Origin of the sequence: Corynebacterium sp. LK28 (genome assembly GCF_014335105.1) — a bacterium.
In the GTDB taxonomy this organism is placed as follows: Bacteria; Actinomycetota; Actinomycetes; order Mycobacteriales; family Mycobacteriaceae; genus Corynebacterium; species Corynebacterium macclintockiae.
Genome location: NZ_PDGZ01000001.1, coordinates 269044 through 293082, shown reverse-complemented (window position 1 = coordinate 293082; position 24039 = coordinate 269044). Strand labels below are relative to the sequence as shown.

Annotated in this window: 20 protein-coding genes and 1 tRNA gene; 11 read left to right on the top strand and 10 right to left on the bottom strand. The window is 61.8% G+C overall.

Annotated features, from left to right (window positions below; all coding sequences use genetic code 11):
* Positions 1–193: 193 nt before the first annotated feature.
* Entirely contained in the window at positions 194–1063 is an 870-nt protein-coding gene (locus tag CRD15_RS01290) for a DUF368 domain-containing protein (protein WP_255463666.1), read from the top strand.
* On the opposite strand, the gene polA is transcribed toward CRD15_RS01290, so the two are convergent.
* Positions 1060–3639 (bottom strand): DNA polymerase I, encoded by a 2580-nt coding sequence (gene polA, locus CRD15_RS01285; RefSeq protein WP_187401707.1) that lies wholly within the window; start codon positions 3637–3639, stop codon positions 1060–1062. The genes CRD15_RS01290 and polA overlap by 4 nt on opposite strands.
* Positions 3640–3714: 75 nt before the next feature.
* On the opposite strand from polA, the gene CRD15_RS01280 reads away from it, so the two are divergent.
* Positions 3715–3788 (top strand) — tRNA-Leu (locus CRD15_RS01280).
* Between the two features lie 244 nt (positions 3789–4032).
* On the opposite strand, the gene CRD15_RS01275 is transcribed toward CRD15_RS01280, so the two are convergent.
* Positions 4033–5127: a GNAT family N-acetyltransferase gene (locus CRD15_RS01275; protein ID WP_080716038.1), complete on the bottom strand. Its 1095-nt coding sequence runs from the start codon at positions 5125–5127 to the stop codon at positions 4033–4035.
* 1428 nt (positions 5128–6555) lie between these two features.
* Between CRD15_RS01275 and CRD15_RS01270 the strand changes: the two genes are divergently transcribed.
* From CRD15_RS01270 to CRD15_RS01240, 7 genes are all read left to right on the top strand, one after another.
* Positions 6556–6816, top strand: coding sequence for a hypothetical protein (locus CRD15_RS01270; RefSeq protein WP_187401734.1), 261 nt, complete (start codon positions 6556–6558; stop codon positions 6814–6816).
* A 206-nt stretch (positions 6817–7022) separates the two neighbouring features.
* On the top strand, positions 7023–7973 hold the full coding sequence (locus CRD15_RS01265) for a DUF5336 domain-containing protein (RefSeq protein WP_187401706.1): 951 nt from the start codon (positions 7023–7025) through the stop codon (positions 7971–7973).
* A gap of 135 nt (positions 7974–8108) precedes the next feature.
* Entirely contained in the window at positions 8109–9524 is a 1416-nt protein-coding gene (locus tag CRD15_RS01260; RefSeq protein WP_187401705.1) for a PepSY domain-containing protein, read from the top strand.
* A gap of 40 nt (positions 9525–9564) precedes the next feature.
* Complete coding sequence (locus CRD15_RS01255; RefSeq protein ID WP_035008418.1) at positions 9565–10521, top strand: ABC transporter substrate-binding protein; 957 nt, start codon at positions 9565–9567, stop codon at positions 10519–10521.
* Positions 10518–11474: an amino acid ABC transporter permease gene (locus CRD15_RS01250; RefSeq protein WP_034980753.1), complete on the top strand. Its 957-nt coding sequence runs from the start codon at positions 10518–10520 to the stop codon at positions 11472–11474. The genes CRD15_RS01255 and CRD15_RS01250 overlap by 4 nt, the downstream gene beginning before the upstream one ends.
* 8 nt (positions 11475–11482) lie before the next feature.
* Positions 11483–12256 (top strand): amino acid ABC transporter ATP-binding protein, encoded by a 774-nt coding sequence (locus tag CRD15_RS01245; RefSeq protein ID WP_034969946.1) that lies wholly within the window; start codon positions 11483–11485, stop codon positions 12254–12256.
* Between the two features lie 92 nt (positions 12257–12348).
* Positions 12349–13470 (top strand): HNH endonuclease signature motif containing protein, encoded by a 1122-nt coding sequence (locus tag CRD15_RS01240; protein ID WP_187401704.1) that lies wholly within the window; start codon positions 12349–12351, stop codon positions 13468–13470.
* On the opposite strand, the gene CRD15_RS01235 is transcribed toward CRD15_RS01240, so the two are convergent.
* Complete coding sequence (locus CRD15_RS01235) at positions 13451–13840, bottom strand: hypothetical protein (protein WP_187401703.1); 390 nt, start codon at positions 13838–13840, stop codon at positions 13451–13453. The two genes, CRD15_RS01240 and CRD15_RS01235, sit on opposite strands and share 20 nt — an antisense overlap.
* 95 nt (positions 13841–13935) lie before the next feature.
* Here CRD15_RS01235 and CRD15_RS01230 point away from each other — a divergent pair, with 95 nt between their 5' ends.
* Both CRD15_RS01230 and CRD15_RS01225 read left to right on the top strand, forming a co-directional pair.
* A complete protein-coding gene (locus tag CRD15_RS01230) occupies positions 13936–15294 on the top strand; it encodes a DUF4921 family protein (protein ID WP_034969957.1) in 1359 nt (452 codons plus the stop codon).
* A gap of 42 nt (positions 15295–15336) precedes the next feature.
* Complete coding sequence (locus CRD15_RS01225; protein ID WP_187401702.1) at positions 15337–16581, top strand: amidohydrolase; 1245 nt, start codon at positions 15337–15339, stop codon at positions 16579–16581.
* On the opposite strand, the gene pyk is transcribed toward CRD15_RS01225, so the two are convergent.
* The 7 genes from pyk to CRD15_RS01190 are packed head-to-tail and all read right to left on the bottom strand — an operon-like array spanning position 16563 to position 24038.
* Positions 16563–17981: a pyruvate kinase gene (pyk, locus tag CRD15_RS01220; RefSeq protein ID WP_051879479.1), complete on the bottom strand. Its 1419-nt coding sequence runs from the start codon at positions 17979–17981 to the stop codon at positions 16563–16565. The two genes, CRD15_RS01225 and pyk, sit on opposite strands and share 19 nt — an antisense overlap.
* Before the next feature lie 40 nt (positions 17982–18021).
* Positions 18022–18873 (bottom strand): prolipoprotein diacylglyceryl transferase, encoded by an 852-nt coding sequence (gene lgt, locus CRD15_RS01215; RefSeq protein WP_187401701.1) that lies wholly within the window; start codon positions 18871–18873, stop codon positions 18022–18024.
* Positions 18870–19640 (bottom strand): tryptophan synthase subunit alpha, encoded by a 771-nt coding sequence (gene trpA / locus CRD15_RS01210; RefSeq protein WP_187401700.1) that lies wholly within the window; start codon positions 19638–19640, stop codon positions 18870–18872. Before trpA ends, lgt begins: the two co-directional genes overlap by 4 nt.
* A gap of 3 nt (positions 19641–19643) precedes the next feature.
* Positions 19644–20933: a tryptophan synthase subunit beta gene (gene trpB / locus CRD15_RS01205; RefSeq protein ID WP_187401699.1), complete on the bottom strand. Its 1290-nt coding sequence runs from the start codon at positions 20931–20933 to the stop codon at positions 19644–19646.
* 18 nt (positions 20934–20951) lie between these two features.
* On the bottom strand, positions 20952–21761 hold the full coding sequence (gene trpC / locus CRD15_RS01200) for an indole-3-glycerol phosphate synthase TrpC (RefSeq protein WP_035001437.1): 810 nt from the start codon (positions 21759–21761) through the stop codon (positions 20952–20954).
* Positions 21762–21780: 19 nt separating this feature from the next.
* Complete coding sequence (locus CRD15_RS01195; RefSeq protein ID WP_187401698.1) at positions 21781–22470, bottom strand: TIGR02234 family membrane protein; 690 nt, start codon at positions 22468–22470, stop codon at positions 21781–21783.
* Complete coding sequence (locus CRD15_RS01190) at positions 22467–24038, bottom strand: anthranilate synthase component I (protein ID WP_187401697.1); 1572 nt, start codon at positions 24036–24038, stop codon at positions 22467–22469. Before CRD15_RS01190 ends, CRD15_RS01195 begins: the two co-directional genes overlap by 4 nt.
* Position 24039 lies beyond the last annotated feature (1 nt).

Here is a 24039-nt window from a genome sequence, read left to right as displayed (position 1 = left end):
CCTGGCGGGGAACCTCTTGGTGCTCCACGTGGGGGCGTCCCAAAGAATAAAAGAGAGGGCGCACAACGGGCATAACGCTACACGACCACAGTGAACAGCGCAAACATGCACTTTCGGCCGCGAGTTGAGGCGGGGTTGTCCGGGGCGTGCAGTACGATGGTGCGCGATGAAGATACTGCAAATACTAATAAATATGGTTCGTGGCGGTTTGATCGGCATGGCCGAGCTGGTGCCCGGCGTATCGGGCGGAACAATTGCACTAGTTACTGGCGTGTACGAGCGTGTCTTACACCAGGCGAACTTGTTCTTGGACGCCACGAAGCAGCTGCCGAAGGATCGTAAGGCCTCGTTTGCCCAGTACAAAGCGCTGGACTGGATGCTGCTACTGCCGATGGTGGCAGGCATGGGCGCCGTAGTGCTGTCGCTGGCAGGCGTGATGGAAGGCTTCGTGACGGACAAGCCGGTCCACTCGCGCGCACTGTTCTTCGGTATGGTGCTGCTCTCCCTGACCGTGCCGATAGGGATGACGGATAAGGAGGACGCACGCCGCAGGCTGCCGATGGCGATCCTCGGCCTGGTTGTAGCGGCAGTGGCCACGTTCTTCCTGACGGGCGTTACCAGCGCCCCGCAGTCCGACCCGAACCTACTGTGGGTATTCATAGCCGCGGCGATCGCGGTGTGTGCGCTGGTGCTGCCGGGCGTATCGGGCAGTTTCTTCCTGCTGGCCGTGGGCCTATACTCCGCGACGATGGCGGCGGTGGACGATAGGAACCTGGTTTACCTGGGCGTGTTCTTCCTGGGTGCACTGACCGGCATTGTGTGCTTCGTGCGCCTACTGGAATATCTACTGCACACTCACCGCACCATCACCCTGTTTGTGATGACGGGGCTGATGATTGGTTCCCTTCGCGCACTCTGGCCGTGGCAGGACGGGGACGCGAACCTGCAGGCGCCGGGAGACCACCTGGGCGCCGCGATCGGCCTTTTCCTGCTGGGCGCGGTGATCGTCGTGGCGATGCTGGTGGCCGAGAAGGCAGCAAACGCCAAGGCCAACGCTAACTAGTGCCCCGCTAGGTCCCAGTTGTCGCCCGTGCCGGCGGAGACATCCAGCGGCACGCGCAGCTGGGCGGCCGCATCCATTTCTCGCTCGACTAGCTCGGTGATCTGCTCCAGCTCGCCGGGCGCAACCTCCACCACGAGTTCATCGTGGACCTGCAGCAGCACGCGGGAAGCCAGCTGCTGGCGGGTGATCTCCCGATCCACGCGCAGCATGGCCAGCTTGATGATGTCCGCAGCCGTGCCCTGGATCGGCGCATTGAGGGCGGCGCGCTCGGCATTCTCCCTGGCCACACGGTTAGAAGAGTTCAGCTCCGGCAGGTAACGGCGGCGGCCGTAGAGAGTCTCCGTGTAGCCAGTCTCCTTAGCAACCTCCACCACGTGGTCGAGGTAGCGCTTCACGCCGCCGAAGCGCTCGAAGTAGTTGTCCATGATCTTCTTCGCCTCCCCCGCGCTGATCTTCAGCTGCTGGGATAGGCCAAAGGCGGACAGGCCATAGACCAGGCCATAGCTCAGTGCCTTCACGCGGCGGCGTAGTTCCGGGGTGACCTCATCGACCGGGACGTCGAACACGCGCGAGCCGACGTAGTTGTGCAGATCCTCGCCGCTGGCGTAGGCCTCGATCAGGCCCGCATCCTCCGACAGGTGCGCCATCACACGCATCTCGATCTGGGAGTAGTCGGCGGTCAGCAGCGTTTCGTAGCCCTCCCCGACCGTGAACGCGGCGCGGATCTTGCGGCCGGCGTCGGTGCGCACGGGGATGTTCTGCAGGTTCGGGTCGGAGGAAGACAGGCGACCCGTCGCCGCACCCTTCTGGTTGAAGGTGGTGTGGATGCGCCCGTCGTCGCCCACGGCCTCGATCAGTCCGTCGATGGTGGACTTCATCTTTTGGTACTCGCGGTGCGCCATGAGGTGCCCGAGGAACGGGTGGTTGGACTGGGCTGCCAGCTTCTCCAACTCCGCGGCGGCCGTGGAATACCCGGTCTTGGTCTTCTTCGTCTTCGGCAGGTCGAAGGTCTCGAAGAGGACCTTCTGTAGCTGCTTCGGGGAGGAAAGGTTGAGCTCCGGCTCCCCCGCCAGTTCGCGGGCGGCGGCGACTTCCTCGTTAAGGCGGGCGCCGTAGTCGTCGGAGAGCTCTTGCAGCTCCGCGTCGTTCACAGCAATGCCCGCGTGTTCCATGGCCGCGAGGTTCAGGGCCAGCGGGACTTCCAGGTCGAAGTACAGCTCGGACTGGCCGGCGGCCTCAACCTCTGGGGTGAGGGCCTTCACCAGTTCGGCGACAGCCTGTGCGCGCTCGGGGCCGGTGGCTTTGTCCGACAGTTCATGACCCACGTGGCGCTGCACGACGTCCGCCAGGCCGAGAGTGCGCACGTCGGGGCGCAGCAGATACGCCGCCAGGGACGTGTCATGCTCAACTCCGTCAAGCTTTAGGCCTTGATTCTGTAGCGCGTGATACGCCTGCTTGGAGTCGTGCAGCCACTTCGTGACCTGCGGGTTGGCCAGCCACTCTGCCAGCGCCTTCTCATCCTTCGGGTCTACGTCAGCGAGGTCTTGAACGATGGCGACATTATCGCGGTCCAGCAGGGTCAGCTGCTCGCCGTCCACGTCCACCACCGTGCCGCGGGTGCGCTTCTTCAGCCACGCACCCAACTTCCCCGGCTGCGGCTCCTCCACCGTGACGGGGATAGCTGCACTGTCGGCGAACTCCACGCCCATGATCTTGAATGCCCTATTGCGCAGCCCCGTGCCAAACTGCAGCTCCTCGAACATGCCGAGCGCTTCGTTGGGATCGATGTCTCGGGGGCTGAGGGCGTCCATACCATCGACGAGCTTAAGATCCCGCACCATCTCCGTAATGTCGCGCGCGAGCACCACATTGTCGATGTTTTCGCGCAGGTTTGCGCCGACCTTCCCGCCGATGTCGTCCATGTTGTCGATCACGCCCTGCAGGCTGCCGTACTTGGCGATCCACTTCTGCGCGGTCTTCGGGCCAACGCCGGGAACGCCGGGCATGTTGTCGGAGGTATCGCCGCGCAGAGCCGCGAGGTCCGGGTACTGGGTGGGGGTCACGCCGTACTTCTCCTCGACGGCCTGCGGGGTGAAACGGTGCAGCTCAGAGACACCCTTGAGCGTGTACAGCACCGTCACGTCCTCAGTGACCAGCTGTAGCGAATCGCGATCACCGGTGCAGATCAGCACCTCCATGCCGTCCTTCGCGCCCTCTGTGGCTAGGGTCGCGATGATGTCGTCGGCCTCGTAGGACTCTTTGTCCAGGGTCGTGACGCCCAACGCTTCGAGCGTGCGACGAATCAGCTCGATCTGGCCCTTGAACTCCTCAGGCGTGCTCGGGCGCTGCGCCTTGTACTCCGGGAAGGATTCCTCGCGGAATGTGGGGCCGGACAGGTCAAACGCGGCGGCCACATGGGTGGGCTGCTCCTTTTCCATGAGGGTGAGGAACATGCCTAGGAAGCCATACACCGCGTTGGTGTGCTGGCCACCGACGGTGGAGAAGTTGGCTGCGGGCAGGGCATAGAAGGCGCGGAACGCCAGCGAGTGCCCATCGAGGAGAAGGAGTTTAGCCATGCGCTCAACTTTAACGGAGTGCGGTTTTGGTTGGCTGAAAGGCCGTGGCGTATTATGCTCCGGTAAGCACTTATCGCCCCAGTAGCCCAATTGGCAGAGGCAACGGATTCAAAACCCGTCCAGTGTGAGTTCGAGTCTCACCTGGGGCACAATTTCAAGCGGCGAGGCGCCGCTATTGAATATGTCTCGGGGCTTATGTGGTCGCGGAGGGTTCGAAGCTTTTGCATTCAGCTTCTAACCGGTCGGGTGCAAAACTTGGTTATCCGAATGCTCAGCTAACTTCCCCCACGAGCACCTTTACCACCGGCAAGTGCGTCACCACAACAGATTCCGTGACACTGATACCCCCTGCCTCGGGCGCGCTACCCTCAGCTCAGGGCTTCAGGAATTCAGCTAAGCCTCCTCATGAGGCGGGTTAGGTCGGTCGCTAGCTAGACAAGCAAAGACGAGGGTATTGGTCCATTCTCCTTTGCTATACCAGTCCTGGATATGGCGAGCCTCCAAGCGCATCTCAACCCGCTTGGCTAATGCCGCAGAGCCAGCATTACGATCATCCATCTGTGCAGTGATCCGATGCAGGTGATAGTGATGGAACCCTAGGTTGAGAACTCCTTGGACGGCTTCTGTTGCGAACCCTCGCCCGCCATATTCTGGATCCAGTACCCAACCAATTTCTGCTTGTCCACGGGTTCGGTCAGTCAGCCATAATGCGACATCACCGATTGCACGGCCGTTGTATTCGACAACGAGAGCCAGTGCGCCACTGGAAGACCCGAGTCCGGTTTTCGCGATTCGATGGGTGAGATTCTTGCCCGTGTCCTCGGAAGTCCAAGGGACGTCAAGCAAGTATCTAGCGACCTCTGGACAAGAATAGAGAGCTTGCAGCCACACATGGTCTCCTGGTAGATGCAGCCTGAGCTGCAATCGTTCAGTGTGCAGCGGAAAAATTGGATCTGGATAGAGTTTGCGGTGGTAGTGAATCAGATCTTCCCGAATGCCGGCTGGCGTTGTGCCGGTCTTGCGAAACATTTCCACAAAACCGGCATTAACCAGACACTGTTGAGACGCTTCATTAGTAGTGACAGTACGAGCAGTCAGAGCCTTCAGTCCAGACTCCCGAGCGAGTTCAACCGCCAGTTCAATACCGCGAGAGGCATGGCCACAGCCTCGCCAATCAGGTGCAATCCAAAAACCCACTTCTGCCGATTCAGCACTGACGTCGAAGATCACAATGGAGCCAACAAACTCGTCCGATTCAACATCCGCGAGAGTGAGCACAGCCAAACTGCCATCGACTAATCCGGGTTCCACTACTTCTCGGATCATGGTCTGTACCGATGTAGGTGTGTATTTAGGCTCCGGAAGATGCCCGAACCTACGTACCGTCTCATCTTCCGTACCAGCGGCATACGCCGCCGCATCCGCATTCGTCATACGCCGTAAACAGGTGTCGCCTGATGAAAGGGGAAGTATCGAAGGCTTCAACATGTCACTAACCTAACATAGATCGCATAGCTAACTGAAGGATGTTCGGATAGTCTGGAGCAGTGAGCTATTGGGACCACCGCAAGCCTGTGCAACGCAATCGAGCAGTAGATGTCGCCGAAATCGCTCGCGCATCGGTCACACTGCTGGATAACGGAGGCCTCCGCGCATTGACACTGCGCGCGGCGGCGCAGTCCATACACGTGGCTCCCGCAAGTTTGTACTCGCGGGTCCGCTCGGTAGACGATCTCTACGACCTTGCCTTAGATATCGCCTTGGCAGAAGATTCGACCATGCAAGAGGCGATCAACGAAGCAAGTCTCACTGATCTCATGATGGAGTTTTTTCGTCACCTAACTTCTCACCACTGGGCAGGTCATGTGATCGCAATGCGCGCCCCACGCGGCCCTGCCTACATGAGTCTTTCTGAGCGCATGTGTGTTCTACTCGAGCAGGCCGGTGTAGAAGATCCGTTGGGTTCGGCATACCGCCTATCGAACCTAGTGATAGGAAGTGCACTCACCGCCCCCATGGCTTCTAATGAGAGACACTCTCCGATTGACGCTGACCAAGCCCCGACATACGCTCGCCTACATTCCGACCACCACATTAGCCCGGAGGCAATCCTCACAGACGGCATCAACGGCATTCTCGCTCACACGAACAGCGGTATAGCGTCGATGTGATGATCTACTGAGTGTGGGCGAGCAAAGACGGTCAGGCACGTACTTTCGATACGTTGAACCGCCGCCAATGTCACAAAGTAATGGCGTCGATTCTCGGGCTGCGTCAGCTAAAGCCACCTCAAACGCGCCTTTGCCCCATTACGTAATTAGGTGCTCCATCCGAGGGGTCCGAAGATTCATAGCCTGTTCCCTCGTATTGGGGCGGGCTATGTTTGTTTCCGTTCCTTCATTTGGAGGAACAAACGTCGCTGGCTTCGGTATGGCTAATTCCTGTCCCTGTCTGGAAATAATCCAGGGAGATGCCACCGAAGGCAGGGACATACTCCAACTGCTTATAGGAACCCGACCACGCGACATAACAGCGTGAAGTCTCAAAGTAATCTGGATACCAGTGCACGGTATGGATGACCACCCCCAACTATGTCTTTGGGATCCTGAAGCGCTTCCCTACTTCGTGAAAAGACTCAGCAGCATGAACCTTCGGAAATCACTTGTAGCTACCCTCGCAATCCCTCTACTCGGTCTAGCCGCCTGCTCCCAGCATGAGGACGCTCCCAACTCGGGTAACTCTTCCTCCACGAACAATTCATCTTCCGAGACAACGAAGGAAACTAAAACTACCCCTGCGAAGGAAGCTTCACCATCGTCTTCTTCACAGGCAGCTTCCACCACGACCGCGTCCCAACCAACCGCTGCAGGAACCTACGTCGTTGAATGTTTGCCCGGCACCCCTGGGCCTTCCCGCATGTCGGACGGCACGGTCCGGAACACGGAGTATTGCGGCAACCAACCCGGAGCTGCCGAGATTCTTGAAGCGGAGCGCAATGCAGGTCTCAACCCTTCTGAAATCCCCTATGCAAACGGTGGAACCTGCCCTGCTTACAAGTGCGGATACGGAATTGCACCCGACGGAACCCCGAACCGCAGCAGTGGCGAAATCCAATTCGAATATGGCTGCCGTGAGGGGTACATCGATCCTCAGCAGTGCGCGGAGGCCGGAAACTAAGAGCCATCTCGCCCTGATCGGATAGGTCACCGTTCGCGTCGTTGAGGTGAGGGCGTCAAAAAGAAACAACATTTCACCCCCGACATGCCATAGGTCACAGCTTACCCGCCGGAAGAACGTGATCTCCGTTAGTATGAGTCGCGGAGAATACCCGCAGTCCTTTCTTAAGGGCTGTTAAGTTACATACTCGCGACATTAGGAGAACCATGACGGAAGAGAACTTCGGTTCCAACGATCCCGTGAACCCCGCCAACAACGGCGCACCGCAGCAGCCCGAACAGCCGCAGGCTCAGGCCCAGGGCAACTGGGGACAGAACCCCTACGCACAGCCGAACCAGCAGCCCCAGCAGGACTGGAACCAGCAGGCCGCGCCGCAGCAGCAGGGACAGAACGCCTACGGTGCTCCACAGAACGTGCAGAACGGCTACCAGAACCAGCAGGGCTTCAACGGACAGAACGGCCAGGCCGGACAGTTCGACATTAAGCAGTACCTCGACTTCTCGAACAAGTCCGTGCTGTGGCTGGTACTTGCGGCGGCTTCCGCGCTGATCAGCTTTATCGGCAGCTTCATGACCTGGGGCAAGTTTTCCGGAACATACTTCGGAGCTGGAACCGTCACTGCCACCAGGTCGGGTACTGATGACAATGGCACGCTGACTCTGATCCTGTCGCTGATTCTCCTCGGCGGTATTGCAGCGATGCTGTTCGTTGAGCAGATGATCAAGCAGTGGTGGCGTGCCATTCCGGTGATCGCCATCGGCGCCGTTATGCTCCTTACCGCAATCTTCTCTTGGTCGGATCTCGATTCCGACTTTAATACTTCAGAGATCGAAGTCAGCGTTGGCGCTGGCCTAATCCTGGTCCTCATTGCATCCATCGCAATCATCGTCTTCGGCGTGCTTGCCCTCCTGAACGACAAGAAGCTGGCTCCGTCCGCTCCGCAGGCAGCATTCGGCCAGCAGGGTTACGGTCAGCAGCCGCAGCAGGGTTACGGTCAGCCGAACCAGCAGCAGGGCAACTTTGGCCAGAACAGCTACGGCCAGCAGCCACAGCAGAACGGCTTTGACCAGAACAATTACGGTCAGCAGCCACAGCAGGGCAACTTTGGCCAGAACAATTACGGTCAGAACGACTACGGCCAGCCGAACCAGCAGTAAGGTTTAGCTTTAGCCGGAAAGCTCCCGCTCCTCCCTTCAGAGGATGCAGCGGGAGCTTTTTCATTCTTTACCCCCACTCCACCCGCAACTAAAGCAAACGGGAACCGATTCCGCCAAGCATGCGACTAATGAAGCATGTCTCGCAGAATTATTCGCAGAGTCCATACTCTTGCAGGACTCTTCATCGCACCCCTCATCCTCGTAGCCACCCTGTCTGGCTTCTTCTACGCCCTCGCGCCCACCATCGAAAGTTGGGTGTACGACGGAGAACTCACGGCAACATCCTCCAGCCCCGCGCAACCCGTAGCCAAGCAAATCGAAGCTGCCAAGCGCATCCACCCCGACCTAGAGGTCGCTAAGGTGCAGATCCCTGACGAAGAGGGCAAGACCACTCGCGTACTCTTTGCCGACCCGTCACTGCCCTCGGAAAGCTACAGCCGAGCAGTTTTCGTCGATCCGGGTGACCTGCACATCACCGGCGAACTGACTCAGTACGGCAGCGCCGCCTCCCTACCGTTCCGTGCATGGCTATCCGAAGGCCACCGCAACCTGTGGCTCGACACGCCCGGCCGAATCTACTCCGAAACCGCCGCCACCTGGCTTGGCCCCATGGCCGTCACCGGCGTGGCCATGTGGTGGTTAATGCGCAAGCAGAAGAACCAACGCGCACCCAAGAAGAAGTCACGACGCCAGGCGATGAAGCGCCACACCATCATCGGACTGATAGCCGCACCGGGGCTGATCTTCCTGTGCATCTCCGGTCTGACGTGGTCCCACTTCGCCGGTGACAACATTGCACTAGTCCGCGAAGAGCTGAACTGGATCGCACCCAAGCCGAACACGAACATCAACGGCGAACGGTCTGCGCAGGACAGCGGTTCTGGCCACGGCGAGCACGCAGGTCACGCAGGGCATGCGGAGCACGCGGGTCACGGCGGCGCAGCAGCGTCCGAAGTGGACTTCGGTCAGGCCGATACCGTCCTGCAGGTTGGCCGTGACGAAGGGCTGACCGGCACGCTGCAGCTGGTTCCCCCGAGCAAACCTGGCCAGGCATGGACAGTCAGTGAGCCCCGACAGGCTTACAAGATGTACAACGACGCAATCACCGTAAATGGCGAAAACGGCGACGTTGTCGACCGCCTCCCCTTCAAGTCGTGGCCGATCGCAGCCCAACTGACCAGTTGGATTATCCAGCTACACATGGGCACCCTGTTCGGCCTGACCAGCCAGATCGCGCTGGCGCTGCTGGCGCTGGGCATCGGTGCGCTGATTGTTTACGGCTACATCATGTGGTGGCGCCGACGTGGCGGAAAGAACACCGGCGCCCGCGTGGATTTGAGCGCACTGACCTGGAAGCACTGGCTGGCACTGGCCGTCCTGCTCGGCGGATACAGCGTGTTGGCTCCGCTCTTTGCCGTAAGCGGTGCGATCCTGTTCGTCATCGCTTGGGCCCTGGACTTCCGCTCTAAGAACACGCAGAAGAGCCCCAAGGTCATTCTTAAGGAGCCCAACGACGAGGAGAAAGAGCCGGTGACTGTCGACAGTCACTAACCATTCAGGAATATTCACATATTCCGATATAATCCACTCTATGAGAATAAGCCGCCCTCGCTCGCTGGTCCGTTCCGTGGCCGGCGGCACCCTCGCGATCCTTCTTTCAGCATCGCTGGCGGGATGTGTGACCAACGAAGAACTCGGCAATCCGGAAGGCTGGGAGGAAATCCTCCCAGCGAAGAATCCCCAGCTAGCCGCCCTAGTGCCCCCGGACGTCCAGGCCAAGGGAAAAATCACCGTCGGCACCAACCCGCCCTACGCGCCCAACGAGTTTAAAGACTCCGACGGAAACATCATCGGCTTCGAAATGGACCTCATCCGCGCCGCCGGTGCCATGATGGGCCTTGGCGTCGAAGTGAATCAAATGGACTTCAACCTGATTCTGCCCGCCCTCAGCGCAGGATCAGTCGACGTCGGAGCTACCGCCTTCACCGACACCGAAGAACGACAAAAGAACTACGACTTCGTCGACTTCTACAGCGCCGGTATCTCCTGGGCCACCCAACCGGGCAACGAAAACACCATCGACCCCGACAACGCCTGTGGTCTGAAGGTCGCCGTGCAAAAGGGCACTTACTCCGACACGGACGAAGTACAGGGGCGCTCCGAAGAATGCGAGGCCCAGGGCAAACCTCCGATTGAAAAGCTCGTCTACGAAAAGGCCGACGCCGCCGCCACCGCAACCATCCTGAAAAAAGCGCAGGCGTACAGCTCTGACTCGCCGGTGATCGACTTCGCCATCGCCCGTTCTGAAGGCAAATTGGTGCGGGTTGGCGAACCTTTCGATACCGCCCCGTTCGGTATGGGCGTCAAAAAGAACGACCCGCTAGGAAAAGCGCTGGCCGCAACGTTGCAGACCATGATGAACGACGGCACCTACGAAGCGATCCTGAAGCAGTGGGGGCTAGAAGACGGTGGGCTTGACGCCGTGACGTTCAACCTCAAGCCGTACCAGCTGCCCCGCACGCTCCAAACGAAAGAAGGCACCAAGTGAGCACCCCAAACGCCTCTACAGCCTCTGACGCCACACAGCGCAGGCGCCCCACCGAAAACAAAGCGATCCCACTGCGCCACCCCGGTCGCTGGATCGCGGCGGTGATCCTCGCGGGGCTCGTGGTGTGGTTCATCATCTCCGCAGCCCAGAACGAGGCCTACCACTGGGATACCTACTTCCAATACCTGCTGGATACGCGCATCGCGAAGGCGGCAATGCACACCATCGCGCTGACAATCCTGGCGATGATCATCGGCGTAGTACTTGGCGCCATCGTCGCGGTGCTGCGCATGTCGCCGAACCCGGTGCTGCAGGGCGTGGCCTGGCTATTCCTGTGGATCTTCCGCGGCACACCCGTGTATGTGCAGCTGGTGTTCTGGGGTCTGCTGAGCTCCCTGTACCAATCCATCAACGTCGGTTTCGCCGAAATCAATCTTGAACAGGTACTACAGAACGCTTTCATGCTGGCAGTGCTGGGCCTGGGTCTGAACGAGGCCGCCTACATGGCCGAAATCGTCCGCGCCGGCATCCAAGCCGTGCCGGAGGGACAATCCGAGGCGTCAAAGGCGCTGGGCATGACCTGGGGCCAGAACATGCGCCGCACCGTTATGCCGCAGGCCATGCGCATCATTATCCCGCCGACGGGCAACGAATTTATCTCGCTGCTGAAGACCACCTCTTTGGTCATCGCCGTTCCCTACGCCGCCGAGCTCTACGGCCGTGCGACCGACATCTCGAACTCACTGTTCCAGCCCGTTCCCCTGCTGCTGGTCGCCGCCACGTGGTACCTGGTGATCACCAGCATTCTGATGGTTGCCCAGTTCTACGTCGAGCGCTACTTCTCTCGCGGATCATCGCGCCAGCTCACGCAACGCCAGCTCGCCGCCCTTGCCGACGCCGAAGGCGTGCCCCCGCGCAACATCACCGTCGGGCCGAACGAAAAGAAGGACTAGTAACCACCATGTCTGACAACAACGCACCGATGATTGCCATCAAGAACGTGTGGAAGCGCTACGGCCGACTAGACGTTCTAAAAGGCATCGACCTGGAAGTCCCCCGCGGTGGCGTGACCTGCCTGATTGGCCCATCCGGTTCCGGCAAATCCACCCTACTACGCTGCGTGAACCACCTGGAGAAAGTAACCTCCGGGCGGATCGAAGTCGACGGCGAACTGATTGGCTACCGCGAAAAGAACGGCAACCTCTACGAGCTGACGCCGAAGCAAGCAGCGGCCCAGCGCGTGGACATCGGAATGGTGTTCCAACACTTCAACCTGTTCACCCACCGCACCGTGCTGGAGAACATCATCGAAGCACCCGTACAGGTGCGCGGCGAAAACAAGGACGACGCGATCGCACACGCCCGCAAGCTGCTGGACCAGGTGGGGCTCGCCCACAAGGCAGACGCCTACCCCGTGCAACTATCCGGCGGACAGCAGCAACGCGTGGCCATCGCCCGCGCACTGGCAATGCGGCCGAAGCTGATGCTCTTCGACGAGCCAACCTCCGCCCTGGACCCGGAACTGGTCGGCGAAGTGCTCAACGTCATGCGCCGCCTGGCCGACGACGGCATGACGATGCTGGTGGTGACCCACGAGATGGGATTCGCCCGCGAAGTCGCCGACGAAGTTGCGTTCATGGACGGCGGTGTGATCGTGGAGCATGGCCCGTCCCAGGAAGTCATTGGAAATCCGCAGCACGAACGCACCCAAGAATTCCTATCGAGCCTGCTCTAGGGGTGAAAATGAGGGGGCGTCGATAAGAAGGGGAAGGGGTTGTCCGGGGCCGTGTGTAAGGTAAGCGGCACTCGGACAAGAAGGGGGCAAAAATGGATGCCGACGAGATGCGGCGGATGTGTAATAGGGTCGACGCGGCGTATGCATACAGCGTGATCGACGACCCGACCGTGGCGCGGATACAAGCGCTGCGGAAGGCGGGGACGGCGGATGCGATAGTGTTCTCGCACGCGGCACAGATACTCGCAGTAATGAACATGCTCGGGCTGGCAGCGCTCAAAGCCGGAATGATCGGCGTGCGGCACCTAGAACAAGTGTGGCGGGTGCGGAAAACCTACGCAGCACAGCTGACAGAGCCCGACGATGCAGGGCACGCGATCATGGACATGGAACAGTTCAACCGCTACCTAGAAAAACACGCGGTGGACTGCATCAGCGCACGCGAAGACGGACCGACGGCGAAGGAGCTAGGCGAATACCTGTGCGAAGTGATCGCGCGAGACTTCCCTACCCCCTTTGCCGAAGGAGAGAAGGCAGCGGCGGAGGAACGATCCGCGACGCGGGGATCCGTGACGACGCTGGGCGGAACCGCCGAGCTTTCCCGGTGGACGCTGAACATGCCTAAAGACCAATCGCAGCGCATGTGGGAAGCGGTAACGAAGAAGGCGAAGGCCCTGGCCGACGAGACGGACTGCGATCTGGCGCAAGCGCGGCTAGACGTAATCGCAGGGCTGATCAGCGGCGAAGAACCCAACACGGTGGTGCACGTGCACGTATTCCGGTGGGAAAACGGGCCAGGGTTCATCCCGGGAGTCGGCGCAATCAGCACTAAACAGGCCGATTACTACGAAGGGTTCGCCACGAAAGTCGATAGCGTGACAGTGCCGCCGGCCGTGGAACAGTACACACCAAGCAGGGAAATGAAGGAATTCATAGTCGGACGGGACGGGACATGCCGATTCCCCGGTTGCGAACACCCCGCACCAATGTGCGACAAAGACCACATCGTTCCGTACAACCACAAAGCGCCCGCGGACGGCGGACCGACGGATGTGCGGAACATGCAGTGCTTATGCCGCACCCACCACAACCTGAAAACCAACGGTCAGTGGCGGGCAAGCACCGACGACGGGGGCTGGACGATCAAGTGGGTGAACCACCACGGGGAGGAATTCACCACACACGCAAGGGGGGTTATACCGAAGCCACAGTGACGTGCCACGGCACGCGGGGTGTGCCAGGATCATCCTGAACCTGGCGCAGAATCGGCTCGGCAGGTTCCTTCTCGCGAGTCGTGAGGAGCTCGGCGAAGTGCATCGCTAGGCCGGATACGGAACCGATGTCATAGCGGATAACGTCGACAGTTAGCTCGGCGCCGGTGGCGGGGTCGGATCCCTCATCGGGGCTTTCGCCGAAGAGCTCCACCCAGGTAGCGACCAGTTCGGGGTCTGCAGGGAGCCCGGACTGGAGATTCAGCGTGCCCTCAAACGCCTCGCCGAGGGCGGAGATCATGGAGCGGAAGTCCTGCACGATGGCAGCCAGCTGCTCTTTGTTGGCCAGCAGCCGGAAAATAATCTTTGGCATTCCCCTAGTGTGGCAGCACGCGGTGGCGAACAGCAAGCACGGTCAAGCCCCGACAGTGTGATCGGCGGAATAGGAAAACGACTAAACTGTGTGCCGTGATTGGTTCCCATGCTTCGCACCCAGCGCCCGTGCCACCCCTAACCACCCTGCCGGACGGGACGATCAAACAGGTCAATCCGTTTTCCGGCACCGAAGTGTGGACAGTCCCCGGCCGCGGCAACCGCCCCATCGCCGAGCACCGGCCGGAGGTCCGCACCGTAGGCGACCGCGACTCCGCCACCGCATTTGGGCTGAATCGCAAGCTGGATACCCCACCGGAGAAAGCCCGCCTGGTGCTGGACGAAGACGGCAAGGCCCACATCCTGCGAGGTCTGCCCGTCAGCAAGCTGGAAGACACCGAGCCGCTATTCCGCCGCGTGGCCAACCTCTTCGAGATCCTGACCTACGACTACTGGCTCATGAACTACGGCTACCGCATGAACCCCGCGGCGGCGAAGCACATGACCGACTACCTTGCCGAAGAAGCCGGCCAAGACCACGTAGAGCAGATACTGCGTGCCAAGTGGTCTGCCAGTGGCATGACTCGGGAAGAACTCGACGAGCTCTTCTCCCCCGACAACCGCCTACAGACCCTCTACGAAAAAAGCACCGGCCTCTTCGCTGGCGGCCACGATGTGATCATCGCCCGCGACCACTACGTCCCCGGCGCCGACACCACCGACCAGCTGGCCTCCAGTGGCACGCTCGGCTGGGAAAACCACCGGCACTTCATCGCCTTCACTGTCGACGGCATGGATCACCTCTACCGCGCCAACCGCTACGTGCGCTACGTTGCCGCCTTCCAGAACTGGCTAGCCCCCGCGGGCGCCAGCTTCGAGCACCTCCACAAGCAACTCGTCGCCATCGACGAGCACGGCCTGCAGAACGAACTCGAAATCGCCCAGGTCCGCGCTAACCCGAACATGTACAACGAATGGGCTGTGGACTACGCTGCCCGCCACAACCTCGTCTTCGCCGAGAACGACCACGCCATCGCCTTCGCAGGCTTCGGGCACCGTTGGCCGACCCTCGAGGTTTTCTCCAAGTCCGCCACGACCGAACCTTGGCTGATGTCGGACGCCGAACGCGACGCCGTCTCGGATTTGGTTCACGCCTGCCACGTCGCCGCCGGGCCACACGTCTCCTGCAACGAAGAGTGGCTGCACCGTCCCCTCGACGTTGACGTGCCCATGCCCTGGCGCATCGTGATTAAGTGGCGCGTGTCCACCATGGCTGGATTCGAAGGCGGCACGAAAATCTACATCAACACCATCTCCCCCGCCGACCTGCGCGACCGGGTTCTCAATGCCCTGTACACCGCCCAGGAGGAAGGCCTGCTCGCCCCAGGGATCCGTCTCGGCGACGACTGCGCCACTCGCCCCAACATGCTGAAGTACAACCCAGCGATCCGTTAAGCGGAGACGTAGGCGTCAATAGGAAAGAAAGAGAGCACCGCAATGAGCAACGAAGCGGCAACAGCGAACATCGCCGAGTTCATTTCGAACCACGGTGTCGACCTCAGCTGGCAGGACAGCTTTTACCAGTGGATGCACGAAAACCCCGAACTGTCGCTGCAGGAAGAGCAGACGGCGAAGCACATCACCGCGCGACTGGCGCAGATGGACTGCGAGGTCACGACGGGCATCGGCGGCCACGGCATCACGGCGGTGTTCCGCAATCCGGGGAGCGCCGAAACCAACGCAGACGAGCCGACCGTGCTGATGCGCGCCGACTTTGATGCCCTGCCCGTGCAGGAAATCACGGGCCTGCCCTATGCGTCCAAGAACGACGGCGTAATGCACGCCTGTGGCCACGATATGCACGCCACGGCGCTGATGGGGCTGTGCGCCGTCCTGGACGAACGTCGCGACGCATGGCACGGCACCTTCATTGCGCTGTTCCAGCCCGCGGAGGAAGTAACCGCCGGCGCCAGCAACATGATCAACGATGGCCTGGCTGACAAGATCCCCACCCCCGATGTGTGTTTGGGCCAGCACATTCTGCCTGGTCGGCTCGGCACTGTGATGTCGGCGCCCGGCCCGGTTTTGGCGGCGTGCGACACGATCACCATCACTCTGCACGGCAAGTCTTCCCACGGTTCGAGCCCGCAGGATTCCATCGATCCGACGTTCCTCGCCGCGATGATTGTGGTGCGCCTGCAGGGCATCGTTGGCCGCGAGGTTGCGCCGTCCGATTTCGCCGTCATCACCGTCGGCACGCTATCGGCCGGGCACACGAACAACACGATCCCCGACACGGCAACTTTGGTTCTGAACTGCCGTTTCTACGACACGGGCGTGCGCGACAAGACCTACGCCGCGATCGAGCGGGTCGTCCGCGCCGAGTGCGATGCCTCTGGCTGTGAGGTCCCGCCCGAGTTTGTTTACTCCGCCCACGGTGAGTTGACCGACAACTCGCCCAGCACGTTCGAGCATGTTCGCCCCGTGTTCGATGCGGTTTTCGGGGAAGATTCTATTGACGCCGAACCGTGGACCGCTTCCGAGGATTTCTCAGAGATCCCGCGTCATTTCAAGGTGCCGTACTTGTTCTGGACGATTGGCACCACGGATCCTGAACTGTGGAATTCCGGCGAGCCGGTGCCCGGCAACCACCATGGTGCTTTCGCGCCGAGCATTGAGGCGCTGGGCACTTCCACGGACGCGGCGTTGGCCGCGACCTTGAGTTACCTCTTCCGCTCCTGACCCAGCAGGTGCACCTGGATCATGTTGGTGTTGCCGGAGATCCCGGGCGGGGAGCCGGCGACGACGACCATCATGTCGTCGTACTTGTACTCCGGCATGGCCAACAGGTGGTGGTCGACTGTGTCCATCATTTCGTCGGTGGACTTCACGTCTTCGATGAGGAATGTTTCCACGCCCCACGTCAGCGCCAGCTGCGAGCGCACCGCCTGGGAGGGCGTGAAAACCAGCAGCGGCAAGTGCGAACGTAGGCGCGCCACGCGTTTGGCAGTATCGCCGGAGGACGTGAAGGCCACGAGTGCCTTCGCGTTGAGGCGCTCGCCGATATCCTTGGCTGCGTAGGAGATCACGCCGCGGCGGGTGCGCGGGCGGTGCGTCAGCGGCGGTACTTCACCGTCGATCTCTGCGGCGCGCACGATGCGGGCCATGGTCTCTACTGTGGTAATCGGATGCTTGCCCACGGAGGTTTCGCCGGAGAGCATCACCGCATCCGCACCGTCGAGCACGGCGTTGGCCACGTCGGAGGCCTCGGCGCGCGTCGGGCGGGAGTTCTCGATCATGGAGTCCAGCATCTGCGTCGCCACGATCACCGGCTTGGCGTTCTCGCGGGCGATCTGGATGGCGCGCTTTTGTACCAGTGGCACGTCCTCCAACGGTACTTCTACGCCCAGGTCACCACGGGCAACCATGATGGCATCGAAGGCCAGGATGACGGGCTCCAGCGCGTCGACGGCTTCCGGCTTCTCTAGCTTGGCGATCACCGGCACGCGGCGGCCAACTTCGTCCATGATGTCGCGCACCAGCTCCACGTCGGAGGGGCTGCGCACGAAGGACAGGGCAATGAAGTCCACGCCCAGCTGCAAGGCGAAGCGCAGATCCTCGGTGTCCTTCTCGCTCAGCGCCGGCACGGAGATATTCATGCCCGGCAGGGACACACCCTTGTTGTTGGAAACCGGGCCACCCTCGGTGACCTCGCACACGACGTCGTTGCCGTCGACTTCCTTACACACCAGCGCGATCTTGCCATCGTCGACCAGCAGCCGGTCGCCGGGGCGTGCGTCGCGAGCCAGACCCTTGTAGGTCGTGGACACGCGATCGTGCGTGCCCTGCACGTCGTCGACGGTAATACGCACGGTTTCGCCGGTTGCCCACACGGTTGCGCCCTCGGCGAAGCGTCCCAGGCGGATCTTCGGCCCTTGCAGGTCGGCCAGCACACCGACGGCCTTGCCGGACTCGTCGGTCGCCTCTCGAACCCAGTTGTAGTTCTGCTCGTGATCAGCGTGCTCGCCGTGGGAGAAGTTCAGGCGCGCAACGTTCATTCCTGCGTCTACGAGCCCGCGGATCTGCTCTTTCGAGGCGACCGCGGGACCCAGGGTGCATACAATCTTGGTTCTTCTATTCACGAGTTCGAGGATAGCCCTGCGCCGTTGTCCTCGCTACTTCTTAGGTAGTGACGCCCTCTCGCTTGCGTTCCTTGATTGTCCACCAGACGAACAGCGCTGTCGCAGCGAGGAACACCACTGCCGAAACCACGACGTTGATGCGTATATCCCCGAAGACAGTGGTGGCTGCATCGGTGCGGATGTTTTCGATGAAGAAGCGCCCGAAGGTGTACCCCATGACGTAGAGGGTGAACAGCCTGCCCCCGCTGACCCGCCAGTGGCGCTCGGCGATGAGCACCAGCGCAACGACGAGCAGGTTCCACAGCAGTTCGTAAAGGAACGTCGGCTGTACCGTGGCCAGCACTTCGCCGGTGGAGTGTCCGGTGACTGGTGCGGAATAGCCGTTTTCATCCACGCGACGGTAGATTTCCAGGGCCCAGGGGGAATCGCTTGGCCCTCCGTAGAGCTCTTGGTTGAACCAGTTGCCCAGGCGCCCGATGGCCTGCGCCAGCGGGATCGTGGGAGCCGCGGCGGCGGCGAAGGTGCCTAGTGGCAGCTTCTTCGCCTTGAAGAGCAACCACACGGCCAGGGAGCCGAGCACGATTCCGCCCCAGATTCCCAATCCTCCGTTGGTGATGTTGAAGACCTGCGTTGGGTCTTTCCCCTCGCCGAAGTACTTATCGTGGTCGGTGATCACGTGGTAGAGCCGGGCGCCGATAATGCCCGCGGGCACGGCAACCAGCAGCGCGTCGACGGCCACTTCCGGGTCGCCGCCGAGCTTGGCGTAGCGCCGGCGCGTCCAGAAGTAGGCCACGATCACGCCGGTGAGGATGCACAGCGCGTAAGCGCGGAGGGGGATGGGGCCTAGCTCCCACACCCCTTGGGGCGGCGATGGAATGGCCGCCGCGATCATGCGCGAACACCTCGTGCCAGCTCGGCGGCCAGCTCGCCCAGCTTGCCTTCGGCAGCGGCCTGGATGAGGGCGGAGCCGACGATCACGCCGTCAGCGTAGGAGGCGATGTTCGCCGCATGTTCCCCTGACTTCACGCCCAGCCCCACTGCCACCGGCAGATCCGTGGCTTCGCGGACGCGGGCAACGAGTTCCTCGGCGGAGTGCGAGACTTCATCCTGTGCCCCCGTTACTCCCATGTGGGACGCAGCGTAGATGAAGCCGTCGGCGGCGTCCACAGTTAGGGCCATACGCTCGGGCGTGGTAGACGGCGCGACAAGATAGACCGGCGATAGGTCGTTGGCCTTGCAGGCCTCCGCCCAGCGCTCGGCTTCCTCCGGCAGCAGATCCGGGATGATGGATCCCAGTCCCCCGGCGGCGGCCAGGTCGGCGGCGAACTTTTCCGGGCCGTACTGCAGCACGGGGTTCCAATAGGACATGATGACGGCCTGGCCGCCGGCCTCGGTGACGGCCCGGACCACGTCGAGAGCGTCTCTCACGCGGAAGCCATTAGCCAGCGCCTCGTCGGCGGCGGCCTGGATGGTGGGGCCGTCCATCATCGGATCGGTGAATGGAATTCCCACCTCAATCAAGTCGGCGTGCTGCGCCAACTCCTCGACCAGTTCCTTGGACTTAGCCACCGTAGGGTAGCCGGCCGGGAAGTAGGCCACGAGTGCGGCCCGCCCATCGGCGCGCGCGTCGGTGAAAACCTGTGAAAGTCGGGAGGTCATGGGTTAGCTGTCCTTCTTGCTCGTTTGGCCCAGCATGTCGAACCACTTCGCAGCCGTCGTTACGTCCTTGTCGCCGCGGCCGGAGACGTTGACGATCAGCGTCGCGCCCGGCTTCTCGGCGGCAACCTTGACTGCGGCGGCCACGGCGTGGGAAGACTCGATGGCGGGGATGATGCCCTCCAGGCGGGTCAGCTGTTGGAAACCGTCCATGGCCTCCGCGTCGGTGATAGGCAGGTAGCGGGCGCGCCCCTCGGCGTGCAGCTTGGAGTGCTCCGGCCCCACGCCCGGGTAGTCCAGGCCAGCAGAAATGGAGTGCGATTCGATGATCTGCCCGTCCTCGTCCTGCATCAGGTCTGCGTATGCGCCTTGGAACACGCCCTGCATTCCCAGGGTGATCGGCGCAGCGTGGCGGCCGGTCTCCATACCGTCGCCGGCGGCCTCGGCACCGATGATTTCCACGCCCTCGTCCTCGATGAACGGGTGGAAAAGACCAATTGCGTTGGAGCCACCGCCCACGCAGGCGATGACTGCGTCGGGCAACTTGCCGGTCTCGGCCAGCAGCTGCTGGCGCGCCTCCACGCCGATGACGCGCTGCAGATCGCGCACCATCTGTGGAAATGGGTGCGGGCCGGCGGCGGTACCGAAGCAGTAGTAGGTGTCATCAGCGTTGGATACCCAGTAGCGCATGGCCTCGTTGATGGCGTCCTTGAGGGTGCGGGAGCCGATCTGCACCACTTCCACGTGGGCACCCAGCAGGCGCATGCGGGCGATGTTCAGGGCCTGGCGTTCGGCGTCCACAGCCCCCATGTAGATCCGGCACTCAATACCAAGCAGAGCGCAAGCCGTCGCCGTGGCCACGCCGTGTTGTCCCGCGCCGGTCTCCGCGATCACGCGGGTCTTGCCCATGCGCTTAGCCAGCAACACCTGGCCCAGCACGTTGTTGATCTTGTGGGAGCCGGTGTGGTTCAGGTCCTCGCGCTTCAGCCACACGTGCGCACCCACAGCCTCGGAGAAGCGCGCGGCGTAGTACAGCGGCGACGGGCGCCCCGTGTAGGTGCGATGCAGCTCGTCGAGTTGATCCAGGTAAGCCTGGTCAGAGCGCGCCTTCGCCCAAGCATCGGTGATCTCCTCGATCACGGCCATGAGGGCTTCCGGGACGTAGCGGCCACCGAATTCCCCCCAATGTCCGCGCTCGTCGGGTTCGTGGTGGGTGGCGGTGCCCAGAATCTCGCCTACCGTCGGCAGGCGCTTGCCCTGCGCGTCGGCGTTCTTGGAGGTCTTTTCGGTAGTCACAGTGTCACATGCTATCGGTTAGGAACTCTTCTGTGGGCAAGCGGGGTGTTTCCCGGCTGCTGCGAGGTCCCGGCACGCCTGTGCGGGGTTACCTGCGGTGACCAGCCCCTCGCCGACAAGCACTGCGTCCGCGCCCGCTGCGGCATACGCGTTGAGGTCGTTTTTATTCTTGACGCCTGATTCTGCGATCTTCACGACGCCGTCCGGAAGCAGCGGGGCGATCTTGCCGAACACTTCCGGGTCAACGTCCAGGGTCTTGAGGTTTCGGGCGTTAACGCCGATCACCTTCGAACCGGCCGCGACGGCGCGTTCTGCTTCCTCTGCGGTGTGTACTTCGACGAGGGCGGTCATGCCCAGGGTCTCGATGCGATCCAGCAGGGATTCCAACCGCTGCTGTTCGAGGGCGGCGACGATCAGCAGCACAATGTCAGCGCCGTGGGCGCGGGCTTCGTGGATTTGGTAGGGGTTGACGATGAAGTCCTTGCGCAGCAGTGGAATATTCACGGCGCTGCGCACTGCGTCGAAGTCGGCGAGTGAGCCTTTGAACCGGCGCTCTTCGGTGAGGCAGCTGATCGCCGTCGCGCCGTTATCCTCGTAGGCCTTGGCGAGAACTTCAGGCTCGGCGATGTCGGCGAGGTGGCCCTTGGAGGGGCTGGCACGCTTCACTTCAGCAATGAGGCTGACCCCTGGGGCGGCCAGCGCAGCGTGGGCATCCATTGCCGGAGGGGCGTCCAGCGACATGGCCTTGATTTCCTTATAGGGAATCTTGGCTTCGCGCTCGGCCTGGTCTTCGAGTACTCCGGCGATGATCTGGTCGAGAACAGTCATGTGTGTCACATTTCAAAGCTTATCGCCCGCGCTTGGTGCGGGAGAAATCGGATTCTTCGGTCGGATCCACCCCCGCATCCAGGGCATCCCACAGCACGCGGGTGGAGTCCGGATTCTCTGCGAGGTCTTCCTCTGCGTCCGCGCGGCGCACCTCCGGGGTTTCGTAGCGGCTGTGTCCCTTGGACTGCTCGCCCGGGCGCAGAATAAGGATCGCACCGCCGACCACGCCGAGGGCGGCGGCGAGGAGCACTAGCACGATTCCCATCGTGTGCACTTCGCCGCTGACCACCTGTGCCCACTCGGAGATCTGCACCGGGTCGGATTCCTTCTGCGTGGCCGCCCCGCTGGATAGCAGGCTCTTGGCTCGCGCGAGGTCTACGTCGTTGCCCAGCAGCTGCACGGCACGGAAGCTGGCGGTGGCCGCCAGCGCTGCGATCACTACGCCCAGGATGCGTCGAACCATCGGCTGCACCGCGATCGACAGGATCAGCGAGGCCACCATCGCCAGCGCCAAGGGCACCAACGCGGGATCCCACACGGAGCCCACGAGCTCCTTGGTCGAGGCTCCGGCCTTGTCGTCGTCGACGGCCACGGTCACGAACTTCAGGCGACTTGCGCCCCACAGCCCCGCGGCGCTCAGCACCACGCACAGCAGAGCGATCTGTCGGATGCGCTTGGCTTTCTGTGTTACGTCCTCTACCTTGCTCACTGCTTCTCCCCTGCGTTCTTCATGGTCTCCGCCGCCGCTACTGCTCGCAGCACTGCCGCGGCCTTGTTGCGGGTTTCCAAGTCCTCAGCCTCGGGGTCCGAATCGGCAACGATTCCCCCGCCAGCCTGGACGTACACCGTGCCGTCCTTGTACAGCCCGGTGCGGATGGCGATGGACTGATCGGTGTTGCCGGAAAAATCGAAGTAACCGACCGTGCCGCCGTAGACCCCGCGGCGCGTGTCCTCCAGCTCGTCGATGATCTTGAGCGCCGAGGGCTTCGGCGCTCCCGACAGCGTGCCAGCCGGGAAAGTCGCGGTGAACGCATCCACCGCTGTCTTGCCCGCGGCCAGCTTGCCCGTCACACCGGAGACCAGGTGCATCACTGCGGAATAGCGCTCCACGTGCCTAAAGTCGTGCACCTCCACCGTGCCGGGTTTACTCACGCGCCCGAGGTCGTTGCGCCCCAGATCCACCAGCATCAGGTGCTCCGAGTTCTCCTTCTCGTCATTGACCAGCTCGCGCTCGAAGGCGAAGTCCTGCTCCACCGTCTCGCCGCGCGGTCTGGATCCGGCGATCGGGAATGTCGTGACATCGCCATCCCGGACCTGCACCAGCGATTCCGGGGAGGAGCCGATGATGTGGAACGCTGTGGCGTCAAAACCCTCGGTAGGAACATTGACCAAGTACATGTAGGGCGAAGGGTTCGATACCCGCAGCATGCGATAGATATCGATCGGGTCAACGTCGGTATCCATCTCGAAGCGCTGCGACAGCACCACCTGGAAGGCATCGCCAGCCTTGATGTGCTCCTTGACCTTGCCGATGCGCTCGCGGTGGTCGTCGTAGGTGCGCTGTCTGCGGTAGTCGGGCGCAGGGTTGTCGTAGGTAGTGACGCCCCCCGCGTCGCCCGTGGCCAGCCGTTCCACCATGGTGCCTAGCCGCTCCACTGCCTCGTCGTAGGCCTCGTCCACGCGCTCGTCGGAGTTATCCCAGTTGATCACGCTGGCGATCAGCCAGATCGTTCCCTCGTGGTGATCGACGACGGCCATGTCCTCGACCAGCAGCTGCACCATGTCGGGAATATCCAGGTCGTCGGTGCAGGTGTCCGGCACGGATTCGATGTAGCGGATCATGTCGTAGCCCATGTATCCCACAAGGCCGCTGGTCAGCGGTGGCAGGCCCGGCATCGGAGCGGTCTGCAGGTGGGTCAGGGTGTTGCGGATCGCGTCCAGCGGATCGGTGCCCGCGGGGATGTCGACGGGCGGCTGGCCAATCCAGCGCGCAGCGCCGCCGTCCACGCTGCCCTTAGCGGTCAGCGCGCAGCGGGCGCCAGTGCCGATGAAGGAGTACCGATCCCACGACTGGCCGTGCGCTGCCGATTCCAACAGGAACGTGCCGGGGCGGCCGTCTGCGAGCTTGCGGTAGGCCGACAGTGCGGTCTCTCCATCGGCGAGGACTTTGCGCACGACGGGCACCACGCGGTGCTTCGCCGCGAGCTCGCGGAAAGTGTCGCGGCTTGTCAGTTCACCGACGGAATGGCTCGAAGTATTGTCACCCATGGCTAACATG

What these genes read in the sequence shown, in the direction of transcription:
- trpC (WP_035001437.1), bottom strand. Translation starts at nt 21,761, where the DNA reads ATGACTGTTCTCGACCAGATCATCGCCGGAGTACTCGAAGACCAGGCC.
- trpA (WP_187401700.1), bottom strand. Translation starts at nt 19,640, where the DNA reads ATGACCTCCCGACTTTCACAGGTTTTCACCGACGCGCGCGCCGATGGG.
- CRD15_RS01270 (WP_187401734.1), top strand. Translation starts at nt 6,556, where the DNA reads ATGTCGGACGGCACGGTCCGGAACACGGAGTATTGCGGCAACCAACCC.
- lgt (WP_187401701.1), bottom strand. Translation starts at nt 18,873, where the DNA reads ATGATCGCGGCGGCCATTCCATCGCCGCCCCAAGGGGTGTGGGAGCTA.
- CRD15_RS01275 (WP_080716038.1), bottom strand. Translation starts at nt 5,127, where the DNA reads ATGTTGAAGCCTTCGATACTTCCCCTTTCATCAGGCGACACCTGTTTA.
- CRD15_RS01225 (WP_187401702.1), top strand. Translation starts at nt 15,337, where the DNA reads ATGAGCAACGAAGCGGCAACAGCGAACATCGCCGAGTTCATTTCGAAC.
- CRD15_RS01190 (WP_187401697.1), bottom strand. Translation starts at nt 24,038, where the DNA reads ATGTTAGCCATGGGTGACAATACTTCGAGCCATTCCGTCGGTGAACTG.
- CRD15_RS01240 (WP_187401704.1), top strand. Translation starts at nt 12,349, where the DNA reads ATGGATGCCGACGAGATGCGGCGGATGTGTAATAGGGTCGACGCGGCG.
- CRD15_RS01235 (WP_187401703.1), bottom strand. Translation starts at nt 13,840, where the DNA reads ATGCCAAAGATTATTTTCCGGCTGCTGGCCAACAAAGAGCAGCTGGCT.
- CRD15_RS01255 (WP_035008418.1), top strand. Translation starts at nt 9,565, where the DNA reads ATGAGAATAAGCCGCCCTCGCTCGCTGGTCCGTTCCGTGGCCGGCGGC.
- CRD15_RS01265 (WP_187401706.1), top strand. Translation starts at nt 7,023, where the DNA reads ATGACGGAAGAGAACTTCGGTTCCAACGATCCCGTGAACCCCGCCAAC.
- polA (WP_187401707.1), bottom strand. Translation starts at nt 3,639, where the DNA reads ATGGCTAAACTCCTTCTCCTCGATGGGCACTCGCTGGCGTTCCGCGCC.
- CRD15_RS01245 (WP_034969946.1), top strand. Translation starts at nt 11,483, where the DNA reads ATGTCTGACAACAACGCACCGATGATTGCCATCAAGAACGTGTGGAAG.
- CRD15_RS01290 (WP_255463666.1), top strand. Translation starts at nt 194, where the DNA reads ATGGTTCGTGGCGGTTTGATCGGCATGGCCGAGCTGGTGCCCGGCGTA.
- CRD15_RS01260 (WP_187401705.1), top strand. Translation starts at nt 8,109, where the DNA reads ATGTCTCGCAGAATTATTCGCAGAGTCCATACTCTTGCAGGACTCTTC.